Below are 20,662 nucleotides of genomic sequence, written 5' to 3'. Positions count from 1 at the left end.
ATCAGAGAGCTGTGAAGGACGGGCCGACACGGACGTGCGGCCCGCACGGGAGAGCCTTACAGGAGAGGGGAGCGCCGTCATGCCCCAGAAGACCGCCCAGACACCGGAGAGGGCCGAGGCGACGCCGCGTCGCAGGGCGGGAACGCCCTGGTGGGGAAAGCTCCTCGCCGCCCTCGTGGCCCTCGTCGTGCTGTTCGTCCTGCTGATCAGGTTCGCCGTCATCCCGGGCCTCGGCGAGCTGTTCGGCGAGGACACCCACGACCGCACAGGACCCGCGCTGCTCAAGTCCATCAAGGACATGAGCCGTTACGAGGCCGCCACCGGCAACTTCCAGGTCGTCGTGGACCTGGAGAAGGACACCAAGTTCCTCCCCGACGCCCTCAAGGGCAAGCGCACCCTGTACGTCGGCGCGGGAAGCGTCTCCGCCTACGTGGAACTCGGCGGCCTCAAGGACAAGGACGTCCGCGTCAACGACGACCGCACCGAGGCGAGCCTGCGGCTCCCGCACGCCGTGCTCGGCAAGCCCGCGCTCGACCCCGACCGCTCCTACGCGGTCTCCAAACAGCGCGGGCTCCTCGACCGGCTCGGCGACTTCTTCTCCGACAATCCCAACGACGAACGCGCCGTCCAGAAGCTCGCGGCCCAGCACATCGGGGACGCCGCCAAGGACAGCGAACTCCCCGCGCGCGCCGAGAAGAACACGACGGCGATGCTGGAGGGACTGCTGCACTCGCTCGGTTTCGACACGGTGCACATCACGTACGCGGCGAAGAAATGATCTCCTGCGCCTCGGCCTCGGCCGCGTCCCGCGCCCGTGGCAGCCCCGCGGGCGCGAGCGCGAGGAGGCTGGCGACCAGCTCGGCGAAGAGCCCGTCGACCGGCTCCCGCGCCAGGATTTCCCTGAGCAGCGCGGCGAGTTCGGGATCGCGCTGCGCGCTCACCGCGAGCAGCGCGACGAAATCGTGCACGAGCTGGCGTTCCAGCTCGGCGCGCGCCACGCGCCGCCCGTCGAGCCACAGCAGTGCCGTCGACTCGGCGAGCGAGACCCAGGACCGTACGACGAGATCGAGGCGCGCCGAGGGTTCGGTGACACCGAGGTGGGCGAGGATCTGGTCCCGTGCGGCCTGCCGCACCGCGTCGATGAGGGCGTTCGCCGCCTGCCCCGATGGGACGGCGGGTCCGCCCCGCATGAGCGCCGAGAAACCGGGGCCGTGCGCGTCCACGAAGTCGAAGTACCGCTCCATGACCCGCAACAGCCGTGCGCCGAGCGGCCCTTCGTGCGGCTCCACGAAGCGGTGCGCGAGATCATCGGCGGCCCGCCGCAGGGCGGCTTCGTAGAGGCTGAGCTTCCCCGGGAAGTAGTGGTAGACAAGCGGCCGCGAGATCCCGGCGGCCGCCGCGATCTCGTCTATGGACACGTCGGCGGGAGGGCGGCGGCTGAACAACTCCAGTGCCACGGAGATCAACTGTTCCCGACGCTCCTCGACACCCATCCTGCGGCGCACCCCGGTCGTCATACGAACAGCCTACCGAGAACGGGTGGTTAGGCGACCGGGGGTCCCTCGGGGGCCTTCGGGGGCCTCGGCGGGGTGCCTGCGAGGGAGGCTGACCTCTGCGCGCCGGGCGCCTCGCGGCTGGCCGTCCCTCCCGGCCCGGCTGCCGGTAGCGCGGCCCGCCTCCTCCCGGCTCGCCTCCCTCCTCCTGGCCCGCCTGGCCCGCCTCCCGCCTCTCGGCCCGCCTCCTTCCGCCCCTCCTGGCCCGCCTCCCTCTTCTCGGCCCGCCCCCTCCTGGCCCTGCGGCCGCCGGTAGCGCGCGCGGGGTGTGCCGGTCAGGCGTCCGGGGGCGACTGCGGCGGAAGGTTCTCCGGCGGGGGCGGGCCGGGCTGCTCAGGGACACGGGCGGGGAAGGCGAGCTGGTCGGGGTGCGGCCGCCGGCGGCGGGCCGTGCCCGGCCCCCCGCCGGGGCGTGGCGGTACGGGGCCCGCCCCCGCACCACCGAACTCACCGTCGCCCGCACCGCCGAACTCGCCGTCGCCCGTGCCGCCCAGCGCGTCGTCGCCCGTACCCCCCGCCTCTCCCGGGTCACCCAACGGCCAGGTCAGCCCCTCCTGTTCCTCCCGCTCCTCCGCCTGCGTCGGATACGTCGTGCGGCGGTCGATGAGGTAGTCCAGGCTCTCGGGCGCGTCGGGGTCATGGGGACGGTCGTTTTCGTCCATGAGGGCGACGATCCGGGCCCCGAAGCGGCGCGGGCAGGGCGCTCGGCGGGCGCATGGCCGCACCTTGTCTGCAACCCGCCCCGCCCGTCAACGGGTTCACCCCAGCCCGTTGAGTGTGCCGCCCTTCACCAGCTCGGCCTTCAGCGTCGCCGTCGCGCCCTTCGGCGCGGGCAGGGCGAAGAGGCGGGTGGGGGAGGCGCCGCGGATGCCGTCGCGGGCGGTGATCGACGCGACGCCCTCGGAGCCGGCGGCCAGGACGTACCACGTTCCCGAAGGCGCCTTCCACATGGCGCCCGCGAGGACGTCCGGCTGCCGCGTGCCGCACGACGGCGAGTCGCCCGCCTGCGCGGCGACGGCGCCGAGCGGATGGCCGGGGGCGCGGTACTCGGCGAGCGTCAGCGTGCCGCCCCCGCGCCACGTGTCCATCCGCGTGCACGCCCACCCCGCCGTGCCCGCCCCCTCGGGCAGCGGCTGGCTCGCGTACTCCCAGGAGTTGACCGCCCGCACCCCCCGCCCCTGCCCCGCCACGAGCGAGCACGCCGAAGGCGCCCACGCCGTCCTGCCCGTGAGGTCGTCGACCTCGTCGGGCGCGGTCGGCGAACCGGTCGTGAGGTGCGCGGGCAGCAGGTCACCGAGGTCGGTGTACAGCCGCGCGTGGCCGTCGAGGCCGGTGACCTGCACCGTGTTCCACGTCGTGCAGCCGCCGTCGGCCGCGGGCTCGCGCCCGGGCTGCTGGAACGGCCACACGGTTCCGTCCCGCTCCGTCGTGAACGGCGTCGACGCGCGCTCAGGGGCCCGCAGATCGCGCTGCGCCACGGACTTCACCCACGGCGCGGTCAGATACCGCACATTGCCGTCCGTGCGCGCGACGGCGACCACCGCCGCGCCCGTCTCGTCCACGCCGTCGGCCCGTACGAGGTCGAGCGCGGGATCACCGAAGCCGTCACCCGCCGCCTCCGCGTACCGCACGAGGCGCAGCCCGTCGTAGAACAGCACGACGTTCGCCCCCGCCGTGTGCCCCGCCCACAGCAGCCGGGGCGGCCCCGCCGGGCCGCCGAGCGGCGTGCCGGGCGTCGCCGAGACATGCGTACGGGGCCCGGGACTCGCCCACTCGCGCAGCGCCCTGCCGAGCAGCGCCCCGTCCGATACGAGCCCGCCGCGCGCCGGCCACACCGAGAAGTCGCGGCGCGCCGCCGTCTTCCACGCGTCCTGCGCCACCGTCGTCAGGTGCGCGGGGTCCAGCGCCTCGCGCTCCGCCGCGTTCGGCACGGGGGCGGGCGCGGCGGAACCCCGCGTGAGCGACCACCCCGTGAACGCGGCCCCGCACACGAGGAGCACCGCCGCGCCCGCCCCCACGACCCGTACGCACTGCCTGCGCCGCACCAGGTCGGTGGGCCGCGCCTGGAGCGAGCAGGGGTCGAACTCGGGCGAGGCGAGCAGGGCCGCCGCGTGCGCGCCCGCAGGGACCTCGACCCCCGTCGCCTCGCCGAGCGCCGCCCCCGCGTCGTCCGCGCCCGCCTCGGCGAGCAGCGTCCGTACCGCCTCAGGGTCCAGCCCCTCCAGGTGGAGCAGCGCGTACGCCGCACGGCCCGCCCCGCTCAGCAGCGCCAGCGCCTGGTCGAGAGCGAGTTCCTCACCACCGCCCGCGCGCGGGAAGAGCCTGAGCCCCCACACCCGCGGCAGCCCGAACGGCACCCGCGTCTTCCCCGCCTTCCCGCCGGCCTCGCCGCAGGCCCGCAGCGCCTCGCGCAGCACCCTCCGCCGCACGCAGGCGTACCCCGCGTCCCGCGCGGAGACCCTGGCACCGTCCCGCCCCCGCCCGCCGCCCGCCCCCGTGCCACGCGGACCAGGCACCGGCCCGCCCGCGCGGTCCTTCCGCCGGGGCAGGGCCCGCTGGGTGAGCGCGTGCGCCGCGAGGACGCGACGGGCCCGGCCGAGCGAGGACGGCAGCACGAGGTGCGCGAGCCGCACGAGCCGCGGGTAGTGCTCGACGAGCGCCGCCTCCGCCTGCGCGAAACCGACCGGCGCGGCGCCTGGGGACGAGGGGGCGGTGCCGGAACGCGACCGGCGGGAGGTTCGGGGGGCGAGCTTCGCAGAATCCACGCCAAGCGCAACGAGACACGCCCCCCGAGGTCACCTGCCGCCGTCCCCCGGGCCCGGCAGCTTCCCGTCGAGGAAGGCGAGGACCGCGAGCACCCGGCGGTTGTCGTCGTCGGAGATCTCCAGGCCAAGGCGGGCGAAGATGTTCGATGTGTGCTTGGCGACGGCCCGCTCGGTCACCACGAGCCGCTCCGCGATCGCCGCGTTCGAGCGTCCCTGCGCCATGAGTTCGAGCACCTCGCGCTCGCGCGCCGTGAGCCGGGCCAGCGGCCGCTCGGCCGCGGGACGGCGCAGCAACTGCGAGATCACCTGCGGGTCCATCGCCGTGCCGCCCGAAGCGACCTGCCGCACCGCGGCCACGAACTGCTCGGCGTCGAAGACCCGGTCCTTGAGCAGGTACCCGACCCCGCCGGCGCCGTCCGCGAGCAACTCCCGCGCGTACAACTGCTCGACGTGCTGCGAGAGCACCAGCACAGGGAGCCCTGGCCGCTCCCGCCGCGCGGCCAGGGCGCACTGCAAGCCCTCGTCGGTGTGCGAGGGCGGCAGCCGCACGTCCACGACCGCGACGTCCGGGCGCTCCTCGGCGAGCGCCCGGGTCAGCTCGGGCCCGCTCTCCACCGCGGCGACGATCTCGAAGTCGTACGCTTCGAGCAGTCGGACGAGACCGTCCCGCAGCAGAAACAGGTCCTCGGCTAGGACAACACGCACGGCAGCTCCACGGTGGCCAGAGTGGGGCCGCCGGGGGGAGAACTGACGGCCAGGACACCGTCGAAGGTACCGAGTCGGCGCTCGACCCCGGCCAGCCCGGTCCCCTTCCCGGCCGTCGCCCCGCCCTCGCCGTTGTCCCCGACACTGATCCGCAGCCGTCCCTCGCGGTACCCGAGGTCGATCCAGATCCGGTCGGCGCCCGAGTGCTTGACCGCGTTGGCGAGCAGCTCGCTCGTCGCGAAGTACGCGGCCGCCTCGACCGGCGCCTCGGCACGCCCCGACACCTCCGCCACGACCTCCGTCTCGACGGGCAGCCGCAGCGCCAGCGCCCGTACCGCGTCCACGAGCCCGCGCTCGGCGAGCACCGGCGGGTGGATGCCCCGCACGAGGTCCCGCAGTTCGCCGAGCGCCTCAGCCGATGACTGCCGCGCCTTGCCGAGCAGCTCCTTCGCCTTCGCCGGATCGCGCTCCATGAGCGACTCGATGAGCCCGAGGTCCATCCCCACGGCGACGAGCCGTGCCTGCGCCCCGTCGTGCAGGTCCCGCTCGATGCGGCGCAGCTCGGCCGCCGAGGTGTCGACGGCGTCCTCCCGTGTGGTCGTGAGCCGGTTGATCCGCGCGGCCATCTCCTGCTCACGGCTCGGCGCGAGCGCCGTACGCGTCAGCCTGAAGTACGCCTGTACGAACGCCGGGGCCGACCAGCGCGCGGTGAGCGCGATCACCACGCCGAGCGCGAGCGCCGCGAGCCCCGTCGCCTGGCTGTCCACCGGGATGAAGAGGTACCACTCCGCACCGTAGTCCCGGAAGATCCGCCACCCGCCCGCCGCGAGCACGGCGCCCCACACCGGGTAGAGCAGCACGACCGGCGCCAGGATCGAGAGGACCGTGCCCGCCGTGCAGTCCAGGAGCAGCCAGCCGATGTCCCGCCACGTGGCCGGGTCCCGCAGCAGCGCCAGGCACAGCCCCGCCTCGCCGGCGAAGCCGGGCTTGAGCGGGGGCAGCGGGCGGTACGCGACCCCGATCCGCACCCCGCCCCAGGCCAGCGCCCGCATCCGGCGCCCGAGCGCGTACTCACGGATCACGGCGAGGACCGGCGGCGTCGTGATGAGCCCGACGCCGAGCGGGATGAGGCAGATCGAGACCAGGACGAGGCAGAACAGCCCGCAGGACACGGCGAGCGAGACACCGGCGAGCGCCGCCCCGCGCCCCGCGGCACGGAAGACCCGCAGAGCACCGCCCCCCTGCTCGCCGCGCGCCTCACCGTCCGCGGCCGCCAGGAACCGCTCGGCGGTCCGCTCCCCGGCACGCAGGCGCTCGTACACGCGCCGCCCGCCCTCGTCCTCGGTCGGTGTCAGCCCGCCCATGATCAACCTCTTCCCCCACAACAGACCCTCCGGCCCGACCAGGCCCCAGCGGCCCGGCACTCCCAATTCTGCGGGGCGCCGCCGCGCGGGGGCAGCCGTTTTCCCCCCGTCCCCGGGGTGTACTCAGGTACACCCCGGGGGGCGCGTCCCCGCCCGCGCGGGACCCGCCCTCCCCGCGCCCGCCCAGGCCGTCGGCGCCCCTCGCCCCCAGCGCCTCTCACCTCACCTCACCCCAGCCCCGCCAAGGCCCTCGCCTCCTTCTCCGCGTCCAGCCCCAGCGCCGACCGCGGATTCGTCCGGGCCGGCATCGTCCCGCCGAGTTCCCCCGACACCCACTCCCACGTGTCCGCGACCGTCTCCGCCACCGGCCTGCACCGCAGCCCCGCCTCCAGCGTCGGTGTCACGTCCGCCGTGTGCATCGCCCCGTGCAGTTCGCCCGGCGGGCACCACACCGGCAGCTCCGTCCACGGCTCGATCCCCGCCGCCTCGACCTGCGCGGGGCTCGCCCAGCGCAGCACCGCGTCCGAGCCCGTCACCGCACGGCACGTCTCCAGGAACTCGCCCATCGTCGTGTGCCCGGACGGGCTGACCAGGTCGAAGGCCCCCGAGCGCCCCGCCGTCCCCGCGTCGAGCAGCCACGTCGCCAGGTCCCGCGCGTCGATGTACGCGAGCGGCAGCTCGCGCGGCCCCGGCGCGAGCACCTCGCCGCCGCGCCGCATCCGCAGCAGCCACCACGGCAGCCGCCCCACGTTCTCGTGCGGGCCGAGGACGAGTCCGGCGCGGGCGAAGAGCGCGCGCTCCGCGCCGAAGGCCCGCGCGACGGCCAGCTCACCGCCCCGCTTGTCGCTCGGGTAGTCGCGCGCCTCCGCGTCCGGATCGCCCGCCACGAGGGGCGCGTCGACGCCCGTCCCGGCCGCGCGGGGCCACGCGTACACGGAGCACGTCGACACGTACACGTACCGTCCGGCCCGCTCCTTCAGCGCCTCGGCCGCGTCCCGTACCGCCCGTGGCCCCTGCGACCACGTGTCGACGACGAGGTCCCAGGCGCCGCCTTCGAGCGCGGCGAGCCCGCCGGGCGCCGTGCGGTCGCCCACGAGCGCGCGGGCGCCCTCGGGGACGGGCTTCGAGCCCCGGTTGAGCACCGTCACGTCCCAGCCGCGCGCGAGCGCCGCCTCCACGGTCGCGCGCCCGACGAACTCGGTCCCGCCCAGGACGAGCAGCCGTGTCCCCGACGCGTTCGCTGATGTGTTCGCAGTCATGACACGAGCGTGCCCGCTCCGGACGGGACCGGGGACCGTATTTCGCTCTCGGAAGATCTTGTGCGCTGCCGGCCGAACTCCGGCGTGTACGAGAACCTTTCGCGCCCGCGGCGCTACGGCCCGCCGCCCCGCTCGACGCGGCCCCGGCTCAGCCCCGCTCGACGCGGCCCCGGCTCAGCCCAGCGGCGGCGTGTACTTGTACCCGACCCGCCGCACCGTCTGGATGCTGTGCCGGTACGCGGTGCCGAGCTTGCGGCGCAGGCGCGCGATGTGCACGTCCACGGTCCGTCCGTCGCCGACGTGCCCGTAGCCCCACACCGTCGTCACCAACTGGTCGCGTGTGTGCACCCGGTGGGGGTGCGCGACGAGGTGCGCGAGGAGTTCGAACTCCAGGTAGGTGAGGTCGAGCGGCCGCCCGTCGACCTCGGCGGTCCTGCGGTGCGCGTCGACCCGTACGGCCTCGGTACGGGGTTCGGGCGAGGGCTCCGGCGAGGGCTCGGGCACCGCGCTCACGGCGGGCGCGGCGGCCTCCGCGAACGGCGGCTGCTGATCGGCGGGTACGAGCACGAGGTACCCGACCATCGGCGGGTTGCCCGGCAGCGCGGGCAGCGTGTGCGACGGAACGGGGAGCCAGGTCGCCCCGGCGGGCAGCGCGACCTCGGGAGCCGGCGCCGGCTCGCCCGCCTCGACGGCCCGCAGGCGGTGACGTGGCGGGCTCACCGGGCTCACGGGCCGGGTGAAAGGAGCGGCGGAGAGGGAAGGGTGGTTCGCCATGTGAGGTGTCAGCTCTTTTCGCACGAAGCGGCACCGATGCGGTGCCGGGGATGCCACGGAAGGGACATTCGTCGTCGCGCGGACCGAAAACCGGAGCCCGGCCGGGAAGGCGGGGAGGGTGTTAGAGGGCCCGAGCGTTCCGCGGGGGCTGACACACCCGGTCGAAATCGTGGTGCTGACGGGACGGCCAGAACGGTTCGAGGTCGACACGACCCGTCACGAGGTTCCGAAAGCTGTCCATGCGTCCATTGAAGCAGATGACATGAGGGGCAGGGAGAGGGTTTCAGCCGAAGCCGAAGCAAAAAGCCGACAACGAGGGCCCCGCGCGAAAGGGGCGTTCATCCCGTCATGATGAACGCCCCACCCGGGCGCGCGCGCCTCGCCGCGCGCGCCCCGCCGCCGGGCCGGTCACCCGGCCCGAAGTGTCCCGGACCTCAGACCTGTCCGGCCTTCTCCAGCGACGTGCAGCACGTCTCCGTGATGAGCCGCGTCACCACGTACGGGTCCACGTTCGCGTTCGGGCGGCGGTCCTCGATGTACCCCTTGCCGTCCTTCTCGACCTGCCACGGAATCCGCACCGAGGCACCCCGGTCGGAGACCCCGTAGCTGTACTCGTTCCACGGCGCGGTCTCGTGGAGCCCGGTGAGGCGGTCGTCGATGCCCGCGCCGTAGTTCTTCACGTGGTCGAGCGGCTTGGAGCCCTCGCCGAGCGACTCGCAGGCGGTGACGATCGCCTCGTAGCCCTCGCGCATCGCCTTCGTCGAGAAGTTGGTGTGCGCGCCCGCGCCGTTCCAGTCGCCCTTCACCGGCTTCGGGTCGAGCGTCGCCGAGACGCCGAAGTCCTCGGCCGTGCGGTACAGCAGCCAGCGCGCCACCCACAGCTGGTCGGAGACCTCCAGCGGCGAGAGCGGGCCGACCTGGAACTCCCACTGCCCCGGCATGACCTCCGCGTTGATGCCGGAGATGCCGAGCCCGGCGGCGAGGCAGTTGGCGAGGTGGGCCTCGACGATCTCGCGGCCGAAGATCTCGTCCGCGCCGACGCCGCAGTAGTAACCGCCCTGCGCGGCGGGGAAACCGTTCTCGGGGAAGCCGAGCGGGCGGCTGCCCTTGAAGAAGGTGTACTCCTGCTCGATCCCGAAGACCGGCTCCTGAGCGGCGAACTTCTCGGCCACGGCGCGCAGTTCGGCGCGGGTGTTGCTCGGGTGCGGGCTCAGGTCGGTGTCGAGCACCTCGCACAGGACGAGAACGTCGGCGCCGCCGCGCAGCGGGTCGGGACACGTGAAGACCGGCTGGAGCACGCAGTCCGACGAGTGGCCCTCGGCCTGGTTCGTGGAGGAACCGTCGAAGCCCCACACGCCCGGCTCGGCTCCGTCGGCGACGATCTTCGTCTTCGACCGGAGCTTGGCGGTCGGCTGGGTGCCGTCGATCCAGATGTACTCGGCCTTGAAGCTCACGTGGCCACTTCCTTACGTGTGCACGACGCGCCCTCGGGGGCGCGGGGGGGCGGGTGCGGGACGCCCGCAGGATGGCAAGGGGCGGTTGCCCGGCCGTTGCCCCGGTGTGAACCGCGTGTTACCCGGCCGGACCGTCGCCACCCCGCCCCCTGCGGCCGTTCCCGAAGGGGCCGCGGGGGCGCGTGGGCACCCCTGTGGCACCTCCGTGTTCGAATGCCTCAAATCCCCTGCCACCAGCGGCTTTTGTCAGTCCCCGGCAGTAGAATGGCAGCAGTGTTCGAACGCGGGAGGGGGAGCGGGACCGACCTCAGGAGTGACCGGTCTCACCCCCTTCCGCCGGTTCAGGAGGATGCCCGTGGCCCGAGCAGCGACCCTCGACCCGACCGCCCCAGCGACCCCGCTCTTCGACCTCCCCTACATGCCCGTCGAGAAGAGGGCGCTGCCCGCGGGCCGCCCCCGCGAGTGGTACGTCGCGCACAACCGCCGCCTCAAGGCGATGCGGCTCGCGATCGTCCTCCTCGACGCGGGCGTGTGGCGCCCCGAGCAGGCATCCGACCGCACGATCCGGCGCGCGGCGGAGCGCGTCGGCATCCACGAGCCGTCCCCCGTCACGTGTCACATGGTGCGCGCGCTGATGCGCTACAGCCGCTGACGGCGCGGGGTCTCGTACGGGTACGGGCTCACTCCGGCTCCGCCCGTACGAGCCCTGGCACCGCGTACCCCGCCTCCGGCACGTACAGCCGCAGCACCGCCCGGAAGGCGCCCGCGGGGACCGGCACCCAGTTCGCCGCCGCCCCGCGCGGCGGCCGCGCGGCCAGGCGCAGGACGAGCGAGCCGTCCTCCTCGCGCACGAGGCCGGGCGTGCGGTCGCTCACCGCGCGCGGCTCGGGTCCCGGGCGGCGCGGCACCTCGTGCGCGCTCAGCGCCCAGCCGTAGGCGGGCTGCGGGGGCGGCAGGCGCAGCGTGTACGCGTACGCGCCGTCGAGCCGGTCCCCGGCCGCGTCCCGGTACGTCTGCGTCGTCGTCGCCTCGTAGCCGTGCGGGCCCCACAGCCCGACCCGCGCGGCGACCGCCCGCCGCAGATACGCCTCGGAGCGGTCACCGGCCCGCCAGAGAGGGGCGTCGAGCGTGCCAGGTCCGAGGTGGTCGAGGTTGAAGTCGAAGAGGTGCGCGGCACCCTTCCAGCCCCCTGCGCCGCCCGGGGGCCCACCGTCTGCCGGGGAGCCCGCCGGGGGACCGGCGAGAAAAGCCGCCGAGGACGACGCCGGGCCTTCCCCCGAGCCGTCCCCGCTCCCCGTGTCCCCGCTCCCCACGGGCCCGTCACCCGTGGTCCCGTCACCCGCGCCCCCGTCACCCGCTGTCCCGTCCCCACCCCACCGCCACGCCGCCGCCTCCACCTCCGCGCGTCCCGCCGCCGCCCCCTCCTCCAGCGCCCACCGCAACTCCGCCGCCGGTTCCGCGTACGGCGTCGCGCCCTCCTCCAGGAGCCCGAGCGGCTGGAAACGCTCCTGGTAGGCGCGATCCGCGTCCGAGGGCGGGAAATCGCCCGCCCACACCCGCAGCCGCTCCCAGAAGCGCAGCGCGGGCTCGGCGAGCGGATCGCCGCCCGGGAGCCCGCCGCGCCCCAGCCCCGGCGCGGTGAGCGGGTGCAGCGCGAGCCCGGCCCGCAGGTCCCGTACCGCGGCGACGTCGTCCGCGTCCGCGAGCGCGCAGGCGTACCGCACCACGAGCGTCGCGACCGCCGTCGGCGCCTCGATCACCTCGCGCACGCTCCCCGGCACCTGCCCCTCCCAGCCGGGCGGCGCGAGCAGCCAGCTGCCGCCGTCCGCACCGCCCGCGCGCAGCCCCGCGTACGCGAAGTCGTTGGTCCACGCGTCGACGAACTGGTACACGGCGTAGCGCGAGCCGCTCGGCGGGACCTGGAGGACGAGCGGGCCCTCGGAGAGGTCGAGATGGGCGAGCGAGCACAAGGTGCCCTCGTCGGCGGGCCAGCCCGTCGCGGGTTCGGCGTGCGCGAAGTGGTTGAACGCCGTCGCTTGCAGCGAGCCGAAGCCGTCCTGCGTGAGCAGCCCGACGGTTTCGAGGCCCCGCACGAGCGGCGCGCCGTACACGTACGCCTCGGCGGCGAGCGCGGCTGCCTGGGAATCACCGCCCACAACGCTCCCTCTCTCCTCGGCGAGCCCCCGAACCTCAAGGTCACACGCCCTCCGCCGTCCCGCATCCCGAGTCGCACACGAGTGCGGCCCTTCCCCTCGTGGAGTGACCGGGGTCCCCCACACGGACCGACACGAATTCGGACAGGCGCGCTCGCGCGGGGCGCAAGGGTGAACCGGCGCAGCGCCCGCGCGACTGGCTCGTTGGCCGGACAGATCGCCACGAGTGAACGGAAGATCGCCGTACGTGACGAACGGCGCGCGGTGCCACGCCGCCGTACGGGCGCGCGGCACCCCACGCCGGTACGGCGCCACGAGCCGTGCGACACGACGACCCCGTACGAGAGGACGCAGCCCATGCCCCGGCCCCCCGCCCCCGCCGCACCTCCGCACCCCGCCCCCGCGCACCCCCGGGACGCGCGGTGAGCCGCCTCTCGCTCGCCCTGAGCGCCGCGCACCTCGCCGGAGTGGTCTGGCTGGGGCACTGCGCCACGGCGAGCGCGCGACACGGCGCCTGGTGGACGACGGCCGCCTTCGTCGCCGCGTCGGCGCTCCTGGTCACCGCGATCCTGCGCGAGAACGAGTGCGCCGAGGAACACGTGCCGCGCCCCGCGCCCGTACCGCCCCCGCGCCCCGTCGCCGACTGGCAGGTCTTCGAGGCGCTGTGCTGCCTGCGGGCCTGGGAGACGCGGGGCCGCGCCCACGATCCGGCGCACTGCTCCTGCCGCGACTCGCTGTCCTCGTGAGACCGCTCGCGCGGCGGCCCGCGAGGACGCTCGCGTGGCGGACGGGTGCCGTGGCCGCGTGGCGAACGCGCGCAGTGGCCGCGTGGCGAACGCGCGCCGTGGCCGCGTGGCGAACGCGCGCCGTGGCCCGCGTGGCGGCCCGCGTGGCCGCTCGTGCGGAGCGGCGGAAGGCTGTGAGAAACCGGTGAACGCGGAAGGGCGGAGGGAGGGGGCGAGTCGGGACCCCGGTGGCGCTTGAGGCAGGATGCGCATATGCCCGAACCCGCAGAGCCGCCCGAGCAGGAACCGGCGGACGAGACCTCCGCCGACCCGGAGAGACGCGCCCTGCCCGCCGACCCCGCCGCGATGTGGCTCGTCCGGGCCTCCGGCGAGCTGGACCTCGACACCGTGGGCGGGCTGCGCCAGGAGCTGGAGGACGCGGCCGCGCGCTATCCGGTCGTCATACTCGACCTGAGCCGCGTCGACTTCGGCGACTCCAGCTTCCTCAATCTCCTCATCCGCGTCCGTGCCACGACCCAACTGCGCCTGGTCGCCCCCACGGAGCCCCTGCGTCAGCTCTTCGCCCTGACGGGCACGGACACGGTCCTCGACGTGTACGAGACGATCGGCGAGGCGATCGACGCGGGCTGACCCGCCCTCACCGCTCCCCTTCGGCCGGCGGCTCGCGCTGCGCGGGCACGAAGCCGGGGTGCTCGTACGTGCTGTGAGCGGACGTCAGCGGCAGCCGCGCCCGCACGGTCTTGCCCCCCTCGGCCCCCTTCACCACCTCGACGCGCGCGAGCTTCGTGACGAGCCCCCACCCGTACCCGCCCTCGCGCACGAGAGGCCGGGGCGTCCGCTCGTACGGCATCGCGTCCGACCCGTCCGAGACCCTGATCTCCACCTCCGCGCCCTCGACGCTCACCCGGAAGCAAGTGACGCCCCCGGCGTGCCGCACGGCATTGCTCACCAACTCCGAAGCGACAAGCACCGCATCGGCGAGCACGAGCACATCCACCGGCGGCCGCACAGCGAGCAAGGCGTCATACACCCGCTCCCGAGCCTCCCCGGGCCGCACCCCACCCTCTTCCGCACGTCCTTCCTCCTCCGGCACCACCACTCACCTGCCCGCACTCGTTTCCACCTGCCCTGTGCTCCGGGTGCCCCGAGTCGGGCGCGACGCACCTGTTTTGTGCGGTGAGCGTGGGGCGGAAGCAGGGGCGGGGGACGCGAGCGAGGGCGGTCGCGGCCTTGAACGTGAGCCCTTCGGGCAGGGAGTCCCGCGACACGGTGACGCCGTGCGACGTGAACACCCGGGCGGCCTCGGCGGGGGAGAGAGTGAGTTCGCGCGCGACCGGCGGCACGAGGGGGAACGGCACGAGATCGCGGAGGGCGAGGCCGAAGCCGTAGGCGCGGTCCCGCCACCTTTCGACGTCTGCGCAGGAACGGCAGCAGGACCAGGAGCGCGGCCTCGGCGGGATAGAGGTCGAGCCCGTCCGGCTCCGTCAGCCACTCGACGTGCCCCAGGAACCGTACGGGCGCCTCGGCGTCGTACCACGGGGCGGCCACGGTGCCGTCCACGGAGTTGTGGCTGTCGCCCTCGTCCACCGCGCACCTCGATTCGTCGCCCGCGAGGTGAAGCAGACCGGACGCGGGCGCGGAAACGGGCCGTGAGCCGCGCTTCCCGCAAGGGAGACGCGGCCCACGGCCCGTGTGCGGCCGGTGCGGGGCGGTGGCCCCGGGCCTTCCTAGATGTCGAAGTACAGCTCGAACTCGTGCGGGTGCGGGCGGAGCTGGATCGGGGCGATCTCGGCGGTGCGCTTGTAGTCGATCCAGGTCTCGATCAGGTCGGAGGTGAAGACGCCGCCGGCCTGGAGGTACTCGTTGTCCGCTTCGAGGGCGTCGAGGACGGCCGGGAGCGAGGTCGGGACCTGCGGGACGCCCGCGTGCTCCTCGGGGGCCAGCTCGTAGAGGTCCTTGTCGATCGGCTCGGCCGGCTCGATCTTGTTCTTGATGCCGTCGAGGCCCGCGAGGAGGAGCGCCGAGAAGGCGAGGTACGGGTTCGAGGACGGGTCCGGGGCGCGGAACTCGACGCGCTTGGCCTTCGGGTTGGAGCCCGTGATCGGGATGCGCATCGCGGCGGAGCGGTTGCGCTGCGAGTAGACCAGGTTGACCGGGGCCTCGAAGCCGGGGACCAGGCGGTGGTACGAGTTCACCGTCGGGTTGGTGAAGGCGAGCAGCGAGGGGGCGTGCCTGAGGATGCCGCCGATGTAGTAGCGGGCGGTGTCCGAGAGGCCCGCGTAGCCCTGCTCGTCGTAGAAGAGCGGCTGGCCGCCGGTCCACAGCGACTGGTGCACGTGCATGCCCGAGCCGTTGTCGCCGAAGATCGGCTTCGGCATGAAGGTCGCGGTCTTGTTGTTGCGCCAGGCGACATTCTTCACGATGTACTTGAAGAGCATCAGGTCGTCGGCCGCGGCGAGCAGCGTGTTGAACTTGTAGTTGATCTCGGCCTGACCGGCCGTGCCCACCTCGTGGTGCTGGCGCTCGACCTCAAGGCCCGCCTTGTCCAGCTCCAGCGAGATCTCGGCGCGCAGGTCGGCGAAGTGGTCGACCGGCGGGGCCGGGAAGTAACCGCCCTTGTAGCGGACCTTGTAGCCGCGGTTGTTCAGCTCGGAGCCGGTGTTCCAGGCGCCCGCCTCGGAGTCGATCTCGTACACCGAGCGGTTCGCTGAGGTCTCGAAGCGGACGCTGTCGAAGACGTAGAACTCGGCCTCGGGGCCGAAGTACGCGGTGTCGGCGATACCGGTCGACGCGAGGTACGCCTCGGCCTTCTTCGCCACGTTGCGCGGGTCACGGCTGTACTGCTCGCCCGTGATCGGGTCGTGGATGAAGAAGTTGATGTTGAGCGTCTTGTCGCGGCGGAAGGGGTCCACGCGCGCGGTCGACAGGTCGGCGCGCAGCGCCATGTCCGACTCGTGGATCGCCTGGAAGCCGCGGATCGACGAGCCGTCGAAGGCCAGCTCCTCGGCCGGGTCGAACGCCTTCGCCGGCACCGTGAAGTGCTGCATCACGCCCGGCAGGTCGCAGAAGCGGACGTCGACGAATTCCACGCCCTCGTCGGCGATGAACTTCTTGGCGTCATCGGCGTTCTGGAACATCCAACTCCTCCTCCTCCCACCCGGGGAGGGGCGGGGGTTTCAGCTCGTGCCCGCGGTCAGTGCGGTGACCCACGGTGGAGCCGACCATAGAAAGACGGGATTTCTCAAGCGTGACCCATTTGTTTCACCGAAGTTAACCACCTCGGGGCTGCCCGGCGGCCCCGGCCACGGCGTGCGCCGGCCCGTCCCGCGCCCCGCCTACGCGGGGGTGCGCGCCGGGCGGGGGCTGCCAGGGGCCGCCGGGAGCGGGCGCAGTACCGTGGAGCGGTGGACAACAGGGATGCAATGGGATCGTGGCTCTCCGGGCCGCGCGCCGCCGCCGAGGAGATGGGTGTCGACTTCGGCTACCGGGGCGAGCGCCTCGGTCTCCCCGAGGAGGGCCCCGGCTCCCTCGCGCCCCTCGGGCGCCGCTTCGGCGCTCTCCTCGTCGACTGGGCCCTGTGCATGCTCATCGCATACGGTCTCATCGCGCGCGGTGACCAGCAGGCGGCGGGCAACTGGGCACTGGGCATCTTCTTCGTCCTGAGTCTGCTCACCCTCGGCACGGTGGCCGGGACCCCCGGCAAGGTCCTCTTCCGCCTCCGCGTCGTCGCCGAGGACGGCGGCAGGCTCGGCATCGTCCGTGTCCTGATCCGCAGTGTGCTCCTCTGCATCGCCATCCCCGCCCTCATCTGGGACCGCGACGCACGCGGTCTCCACGACCGGCTGTCCCGCGCGGTGCAGATCCGCGTCTGAGGCAGCCGCGGGCGGCACACTGCCCCTCGCGAACAACCGCACCCGCAAGAAGGCTCCCCGCCCACGCCTGCCGCGCCGCCGAAGAGGGCCGCGCGGGCGTCCCCGCCCGCCTCCCGCGCGAGGGCGCCGACCCCGACGCCCGCAACGCCGACGGCTCCCCCCGCTGCCTCGCCGCCGTCCGGGGCGAGACCCGCTGCGTCGCCCTCCTCCTCGCGGTGGGCGCCACGCCGGGGCTGGAACCGCAGGGCCGGCGCGACGGCCTCCCGGCGGCAGCGCGGGCGGTGGCGCGGGCGGTGGCGGTGCGGGCGGGGGCGGTACGGGCGGAGGGCGGGGGCGGTACGGGACGGGGGAGGAGTACGGGACGGGCGCCCGTACGCGCGTGAGGCGGCCCCGGGTGCGTACCGCCGACGCCGTACCGCCGACGCGAACCCCGCGCTCACGCACTCCGAGCCCCGTCCGGACCCCGTCGTGACGCCGAAGGGGCGGGCCCCGGTGTGCGGGCCCGCCCCTTCGGCGGTTGTCGTGACGGGTGGGAGGGGTCAGCCGCGCGGGCCCCGGGGCATCCGCATGCCCTTCGGCATGGGGCCCTTCGGGAGCGGCATGTTCTTCATCATGTCGCCCATCGCGCGCAGCCGGTCCGTGGTCTCGGTGACCTGGGGGCCGGTGAGGACGCGCGGGTACTTCAGAAGCGTCGTACGGACCTTCTTCAGCGGGACCTGGCCCTCGCCGTTGCCCACGATCATGTCGTGGACCGGCACGTCGGAGACGACGCGCGCCATCTTGCGCTTCTCCGCCGCGAGCAGGTTCTTGACCCGGTTCGGGTTGCCCTCGGCGATCAGCACGATGCCGGGCTTGCCGACCGCGCGGTGCACGACGTCCTGGCTGCGGTTCATCGCGACCGCCGTCGTCGTCGTCCAGCCGCGCTTCATCTGGTCGAGCACCGCTGCCGCCGCGCCCGGCTGTCCCTCCATCTGCGAGAACGCCGCACGCTCGGCGCGCCGCCCGAAGATGATCGCCATCGCGAGAACAGCGACGAGGAAGCCGAAAATGCCCAGGTAGACCGGGTGGCCGATCAGGAAACCGATCGCGAGGAGCACGCCGAAGGCGACGATCCCCACGGCACCGATCACCAGGCCGATCCTCGGATCGACCCGTCGGGTCATCTTGTAAGTGAGAGCGATCTGTTTCAGTCGCCCCTGATTCGCAGAGCTTTCTGCGGTGTCCTTCCTCGCCATACGGGGAAGTTTACGTGGCGTGCCACGGGTCAGGACGTGCGGGCGGGCAGCGCGCGCAGGACGGCCTCCGCCTCGGCCCGCTCCCTCGCCCGGGCGCGGTCGGCGATCACTGCGGTGCGCGCGTTGTGCGCGGAGCGGCTGAGCAGGGCGGTCTCCACGGCGCGGAGGGCCGAGGAGAGCGGGGCGAGGAGGGTGGTACGGGCCTTCGGCAGGTGGTGGACGCTCGGCACGGTGGGCTCCCCGGGGCTGGCGGCGGTGACGCGCTCGTACGGGCGAGGACCTCGCGCGGACCGGCGCGGCGCCTCGCTCCCAGCGTCACAGCACGGTGTTACCAGCCGGTGACCGAAGGGTCAAACGGCCATGAAGCGGCGGAAGACGGCGCTCCGCGAAAGCCGGGCGAAGACTTGCGGTCATCCGCGAAAGGCGGCGGCCCCGGAACCGTACCCACCTGGGGGAACGGCTCCGGGGCCGCCGGAGGGCCCGAGGGGCGCGCCCCGATCCCGTACGGAACCGGGGCGCCCCGCTGTGCCGGACCTCACACGGTCCGCTGGGGGCCTCGCACGGTCCGCCGCGGGCCTCAGACCGTCGGCAGCCTCAGACCGTCGGCAGCGGTCCCGCCATCGCGCCGCGCCGCTCCATCGCCTGCTGGAAGAGGCGCCCGGCGCGGTACGAGGAGCGGACGAGCGGGCCCGACATGACGCCGGAGTAGCCGATCTGCTCGGCCTCCTCCTTCAGCTCCACGAACTCGTGCGGCTTGACCCAGCGCTCGACGGGGTGGTGCCGGGGCGAGGGGCGCAGGTACTGCGTGATCGTGATCAGCTCGCAGCCCGCCTCGTACAGGTCGCGCAGCGCCTCGCTGACCTCCTCGCGGGTCTCGCCCATGCCGAGGATGAGGTTCGACTTCGTGATGAGACCGGCCTCGCGCGCCTCGGTGATGACCTTGAGGGAGCGCTCGTAGCGGAAGCCGGGACGGATGCGCTTGAAGATGCGCGGGACCGTCTCGACGTTGTGCGCGAGGACCTCGGGGCGCGAGGCGAAGACCTCGGCGAGCTGAGCGGGGTCCGCGTTGAAGTCGGGGATGAGCAGCTCGACCTTCGTGCCGCCGAGGGGCCGCTCGGCGGTCAGCGCGTGGATCTGCCGGACGGTCTCGGCGTAGAGCCAGGCGCCGCCGTCTTCGAGGTCGTCACGGGCGACGCCCGTGACGGTCGCGTAGTTGAGGTCCATCGTGCGGACCGACTCGCCGACACGGCGCGGCTCGTCGCGGTCGAGTGCCTGCGGCTTGCCCGTGTCGATCTGGCAGAAGTCACAGCGCCGGGTGCACTGGTCGCCACCGATGAGGAAGGTGGCCTCGCGGTCCTCCCAGCACTCGTAGATGTTGGGGCAGCCGGCCTCCTGGCACACCGTGTGCAGGCCCTCGCTCTTCACGAGCTTTTGCAGCTCGTTGTACTCGGGGCCCATTTTCGCGCGGGTCTTGATCCACTCGGGCTTGCGCTCGATGGGGGTCTGGCTGTTCCGGACCTCCAGGCGGAGCATCTTGCGCCCGTCGGGTGCGACTGCGGACATGCCCGGCGCCCCTTTCTGCTGCGATCGCGCGTCGTGGCTTTCGATTCTTCGGCGTGGCCCAGCCTACGCCCGTGAGGGCAAGGGCCCGCTCCGTGCCCAACCCACCGAACCGCAGGCGCATTCCCTCGTACGGCCCAATGGGCGGGCTCTCTTCCGGTACGGACCGGGAACGGGCTGTCGCTACGGGGTGCGCGGCGGCCGTCCCGTACGGGCGCGGCCCCTTCCCCGTACCGCCCCGAGGCCCCGTCAGACCGCCGTCGACAGCGGCGGCGCGCCCGCGCCCGCGAGGACGTCGGCGAGATGGCGCTCCAGGATCGGCAGCACCTCCTGGACCGTCACCTCGCGGCCCAGCTCGCCCGAGAGCGAGGCGACGCCCGCGTCGCGGATGCCGCAGGGCACGATCCGGTCGAAGCCGGTCGTGTCGGAGTTCACATTGAGCGCGAAGCCGTGCATCGTCACGCCCTTCGCGATCCGGACGCCGATCGCGGCGAGCTTGCGGTCCTCACGGCGCTGCCCCGCGTTGGAAGGCGCGTACTCGGGGCCCGCGAGGCGCGCGTCGAAGAGCGGGTCGGTGCGCTCCAGTTCGAGGGTCAGCCCGCCCGGCCGCTTCTCGACCGGCTCGCCGAGTACCCACACGCCGCTGCGGCCCTCGACCCGCGTCGCTTCGAGGCCGAACGCGGCGCACGTGCGCAGCAGGGCCTCCTCCAGGTTCCGTACGTGCGCGATGACGTCGACCGGGCTGGGGAGCCGCAGGATCGGGTAGCCCACGAGCTGACCGGGGCCGTGCCAGGTGATCTTGCCGCCGCGGTCCACGTCGATCACCGGGGTGCCGTCGAGGGGGCGCTCGCTCTCCTCGGTACGGCGGCCCGCCGTGTACGTGGGCGGGTGCTCCAGGAGGAGGCAGGTGTCGGGGATCTCGTCGGCGACGCGTGCCGCGTGCACCCGGCGCTGCTCCTCCCAGGCGTCGAGGTACGGCGTGTACACCGTCTCGGCGGACTCCAGGCCCATACGGACGAATCGCAGCTCACTCACGGCGTGCCTTCCCACGTGCGTCCCTCGGCACCGACGCGTGCCTTCGCCACTGTACGGCGGCGCGTGCGGGGAGCGGCGAGCGGGCGGGGGCGGGGCGAAGGCGGGTGGAGCACGGGGTGGGGATGAAGGCGGGGGTGCGGCGGGGCGGGGGCGGAGGTGCGCGGTGAGGGGGGCGGGGGCGTCGCGG

Annotated in this window: 21 protein-coding genes; 5 read left to right on the top strand and 16 right to left on the bottom strand. The window is 73.9% G+C overall.

Annotated features, from left to right (window positions below):
- Positions 1-79 precede the first annotated feature (79 nt).
- Positions 80-778 carry a DUF4230 domain-containing protein gene (locus ACQYWQ_RS06995; protein WP_431033043.1) on the top strand — a complete coding sequence of 233 codons (699 nt, stop codon included), beginning with the start codon at positions 80-82 and terminating at the stop codon, positions 776-778.
- Here ACQYWQ_RS06995 and ACQYWQ_RS06990 read toward each other — a convergent pair.
- The 8 genes from ACQYWQ_RS06990 to glnII all read right to left on the bottom strand — a co-directional run bounded on the left by ACQYWQ_RS06990 (position 756) and on the right by glnII (position 9,874).
- Positions 756-1,517 (bottom strand): TetR/AcrR family transcriptional regulator, encoded by a 762-nt coding sequence (locus tag ACQYWQ_RS06990; protein ID WP_431033042.1) that lies wholly within the window; start codon positions 1,515-1,517, stop codon positions 756-758. The two genes, ACQYWQ_RS06995 and ACQYWQ_RS06990, sit on opposite strands and share 23 nt — an antisense overlap.
- A gap of 311 nt (positions 1,518-1,828) precedes the next feature.
- Positions 1,829-2,215, bottom strand: a complete 387-nt coding sequence (locus ACQYWQ_RS06985; RefSeq protein WP_431033041.1) for a hypothetical protein — start codon at positions 2,213-2,215, stop codon at positions 1,829-1,831.
- 96 nt (positions 2,216-2,311) lie between these two features.
- On the bottom strand, positions 2,312-4,318 hold the full coding sequence (locus ACQYWQ_RS06980; RefSeq protein WP_431033040.1) for a hypothetical protein: 2,007 nt from the start codon (positions 4,316-4,318) through the stop codon (positions 2,312-2,314).
- A gap of 30 nt (positions 4,319-4,348) precedes the next feature.
- Positions 4,349-5,023, bottom strand: coding sequence for a response regulator (locus ACQYWQ_RS06975; protein WP_431033039.1), 675 nt, complete (start codon positions 5,021-5,023; stop codon positions 4,349-4,351).
- On the bottom strand, positions 5,008-6,387 hold the full coding sequence (locus ACQYWQ_RS06970) for a sensor histidine kinase (protein ID WP_431033038.1): 1,380 nt from the start codon (positions 6,385-6,387) through the stop codon (positions 5,008-5,010). Before ACQYWQ_RS06970 ends, ACQYWQ_RS06975 begins: the two co-directional genes overlap by 16 nt.
- Positions 6,388-6,614: 227 nt before the next feature.
- Positions 6,615-7,646, bottom strand: coding sequence for an NAD-dependent epimerase/dehydratase family protein (locus ACQYWQ_RS06965; RefSeq protein WP_431033037.1), 1,032 nt, complete (start codon positions 7,644-7,646; stop codon positions 6,615-6,617).
- 174 nt (positions 7,647-7,820) lie between these two features.
- Positions 7,821-8,420 (bottom strand): winged helix-turn-helix domain-containing protein, encoded by a 600-nt coding sequence (locus tag ACQYWQ_RS06960; protein ID WP_431033036.1) that lies wholly within the window; start codon positions 8,418-8,420, stop codon positions 7,821-7,823.
- A 434-nt stretch (positions 8,421-8,854) separates the two neighbouring features.
- On the bottom strand, positions 8,855-9,874 hold the full coding sequence (glnII, locus tag ACQYWQ_RS06955; protein ID WP_431033035.1) for a glutamine synthetase: 1,020 nt from the start codon (positions 9,872-9,874) through the stop codon (positions 8,855-8,857).
- Positions 9,875-10,223: 349 nt separating this feature from the next.
- Between glnII and ACQYWQ_RS06950 the strand changes: the two genes are divergently transcribed.
- Entirely contained in the window at positions 10,224-10,526 is a 303-nt protein-coding gene (locus ACQYWQ_RS06950; RefSeq protein WP_431033034.1) for a hypothetical protein, read from the top strand.
- Between the two features lie 28 nt (positions 10,527-10,554).
- On the opposite strand, the gene ACQYWQ_RS06945 is transcribed toward ACQYWQ_RS06950, so the two are convergent.
- On the bottom strand, positions 10,555-12,030 hold the full coding sequence (locus ACQYWQ_RS06945; RefSeq protein ID WP_431033033.1) for a DUF1254 domain-containing protein: 1,476 nt from the start codon (positions 12,028-12,030) through the stop codon (positions 10,555-10,557).
- 419 nt (positions 12,031-12,449) lie between these two features.
- On the opposite strand from ACQYWQ_RS06945, the gene ACQYWQ_RS06940 reads away from it, so the two are divergent.
- Together ACQYWQ_RS06940 and ACQYWQ_RS06935 are read left to right on the top strand one after the other, a co-directional pair.
- Entirely contained in the window at positions 12,450-12,773 is a 324-nt protein-coding gene (locus ACQYWQ_RS06940) for a hypothetical protein (RefSeq protein WP_431033032.1), read from the top strand.
- A gap of 252 nt (positions 12,774-13,025) precedes the next feature.
- The gene (locus ACQYWQ_RS06935) at positions 13,026-13,403 is read left to right on the top strand and encodes an STAS domain-containing protein (protein WP_431033031.1); all 378 of its coding nucleotides are present in this window, start codon (positions 13,026-13,028) and stop codon (positions 13,401-13,403) included.
- Between the two features lie 7 nt (positions 13,404-13,410).
- On the opposite strand, the gene ACQYWQ_RS06930 is transcribed toward ACQYWQ_RS06935, so the two are convergent.
- From ACQYWQ_RS06930 to glnA, 3 genes are all read right to left on the bottom strand, one after another.
- Positions 13,411-13,803 carry an ATP-binding protein gene (locus tag ACQYWQ_RS06930; RefSeq protein ID WP_431033030.1) on the bottom strand — a complete coding sequence of 131 codons (393 nt, stop codon included), beginning with the start codon at positions 13,801-13,803 and terminating at the stop codon, positions 13,411-13,413.
- On the bottom strand, positions 13,719-14,321 hold the full coding sequence (locus tag ACQYWQ_RS06925; protein WP_431039086.1) for a hypothetical protein: 603 nt from the start codon (positions 14,319-14,321) through the stop codon (positions 13,719-13,721). The genes ACQYWQ_RS06930 and ACQYWQ_RS06925 overlap by 85 nt, the downstream gene beginning before the upstream one ends.
- A gap of 179 nt (positions 14,322-14,500) precedes the next feature.
- Positions 14,501-15,910: a type I glutamate--ammonia ligase gene (gene glnA / locus ACQYWQ_RS06920; protein WP_431033028.1), complete on the bottom strand. Its 1,410-nt coding sequence runs from the start codon at positions 15,908-15,910 to the stop codon at positions 14,501-14,503.
- A gap of 267 nt (positions 15,911-16,177) precedes the next feature.
- Here glnA and ACQYWQ_RS06915 point away from each other — a divergent pair, with 267 nt between their 5' ends.
- Complete coding sequence (locus ACQYWQ_RS06915; protein ID WP_431033027.1) at positions 16,178-16,645, top strand: RDD family protein; 468 nt, start codon at positions 16,178-16,180, stop codon at positions 16,643-16,645.
- 539 nt (positions 16,646-17,184) lie between these two features.
- Here the strand turns inward: ACQYWQ_RS06915 and ACQYWQ_RS06910 are convergent.
- From ACQYWQ_RS06910 to lipB, 4 genes are all read right to left on the bottom strand, one after another.
- Positions 17,185-17,880 carry a DUF4191 domain-containing protein gene (locus ACQYWQ_RS06910; RefSeq protein ID WP_431033026.1) on the bottom strand — a complete coding sequence of 232 codons (696 nt, stop codon included), beginning with the start codon at positions 17,878-17,880 and terminating at the stop codon, positions 17,185-17,187.
- Positions 17,881-17,909: 29 nt separating this feature from the next.
- Entirely contained in the window at positions 17,910-18,110 is a 201-nt protein-coding gene (locus ACQYWQ_RS06905; RefSeq protein ID WP_431033025.1) for a hypothetical protein, read from the bottom strand.
- A 364-nt stretch (positions 18,111-18,474) separates the two neighbouring features.
- Positions 18,475-19,443: a lipoyl synthase gene (gene lipA / locus ACQYWQ_RS06900; protein WP_431033024.1), complete on the bottom strand. Its 969-nt coding sequence runs from the start codon at positions 19,441-19,443 to the stop codon at positions 18,475-18,477.
- 246 nt (positions 19,444-19,689) lie between these two features.
- Complete coding sequence (gene lipB / locus ACQYWQ_RS06895; protein WP_431033023.1) at positions 19,690-20,475, bottom strand: lipoyl(octanoyl) transferase LipB; 786 nt, start codon at positions 20,473-20,475, stop codon at positions 19,690-19,692.
- Positions 20,476-20,662: the final 187 nt, after the last annotated feature.

Source organism: Streptomyces sp. P6-2-1 (assembly GCF_050613165.1).
Lineage (GTDB): Bacteria > Actinomycetota > Actinomycetes > Streptomycetales > Streptomycetaceae > Streptomyces.
The sequence above is the reverse complement of the archived record's forward strand: the minus strand, read 5'-3'. Positions and strand labels throughout refer to the sequence as shown.

What these genes read in the sequence shown, in the direction of transcription:
- ACQYWQ_RS06995 (WP_431033043.1), top strand. Translation starts at nt 80, where the DNA reads ATGCCCCAGAAGACCGCCCAGACACCGGAGAGGGCCGAGGCGACGCCG.
- ACQYWQ_RS06990 (WP_431033042.1), bottom strand. Translation starts at nt 1,517, where the DNA reads ATGACGACCGGGGTGCGCCGCAGGATGGGTGTCGAGGAGCGTCGGGAA.
- ACQYWQ_RS06985 (WP_431033041.1), bottom strand. Translation starts at nt 2,215, where the DNA reads ATGGACGAAAACGACCGTCCCCATGACCCCGACGCGCCCGAGAGCCTG.
- ACQYWQ_RS06970 (WP_431033038.1), bottom strand. Translation starts at nt 6,387, where the DNA reads ATGGGCGGGCTGACACCGACCGAGGACGAGGGCGGGCGGCGCGTGTAC.
- ACQYWQ_RS06965 (WP_431033037.1), bottom strand. Translation starts at nt 7,646, where the DNA reads ATGACTGCGAACACATCAGCGAACGCGTCGGGGACACGGCTGCTCGTC.
- ACQYWQ_RS06960 (WP_431033036.1), bottom strand. Translation starts at nt 8,420, where the DNA reads ATGGCGAACCACCCTTCCCTCTCCGCCGCTCCTTTCACCCGGCCCGTG.
- ACQYWQ_RS06950 (WP_431033034.1), top strand. Translation starts at nt 10,224, where the DNA reads ATGCCCGTGGCCCGAGCAGCGACCCTCGACCCGACCGCCCCAGCGACC.
- ACQYWQ_RS06935 (WP_431033031.1), top strand. Translation starts at nt 13,026, where the DNA reads ATGCCCGAACCCGCAGAGCCGCCCGAGCAGGAACCGGCGGACGAGACC.
- glnA (WP_431033028.1), bottom strand. Translation starts at nt 15,910, where the DNA reads ATGTTCCAGAACGCCGATGACGCCAAGAAGTTCATCGCCGACGAGGGC.
- ACQYWQ_RS06910 (WP_431033026.1), bottom strand. Translation starts at nt 17,880, where the DNA reads ATGGCGAGGAAGGACACCGCAGAAAGCTCTGCGAATCAGGGGCGACTG.
- lipA (WP_431033024.1), bottom strand. Translation starts at nt 19,443, where the DNA reads ATGTCCGCAGTCGCACCCGACGGGCGCAAGATGCTCCGCCTGGAGGTC.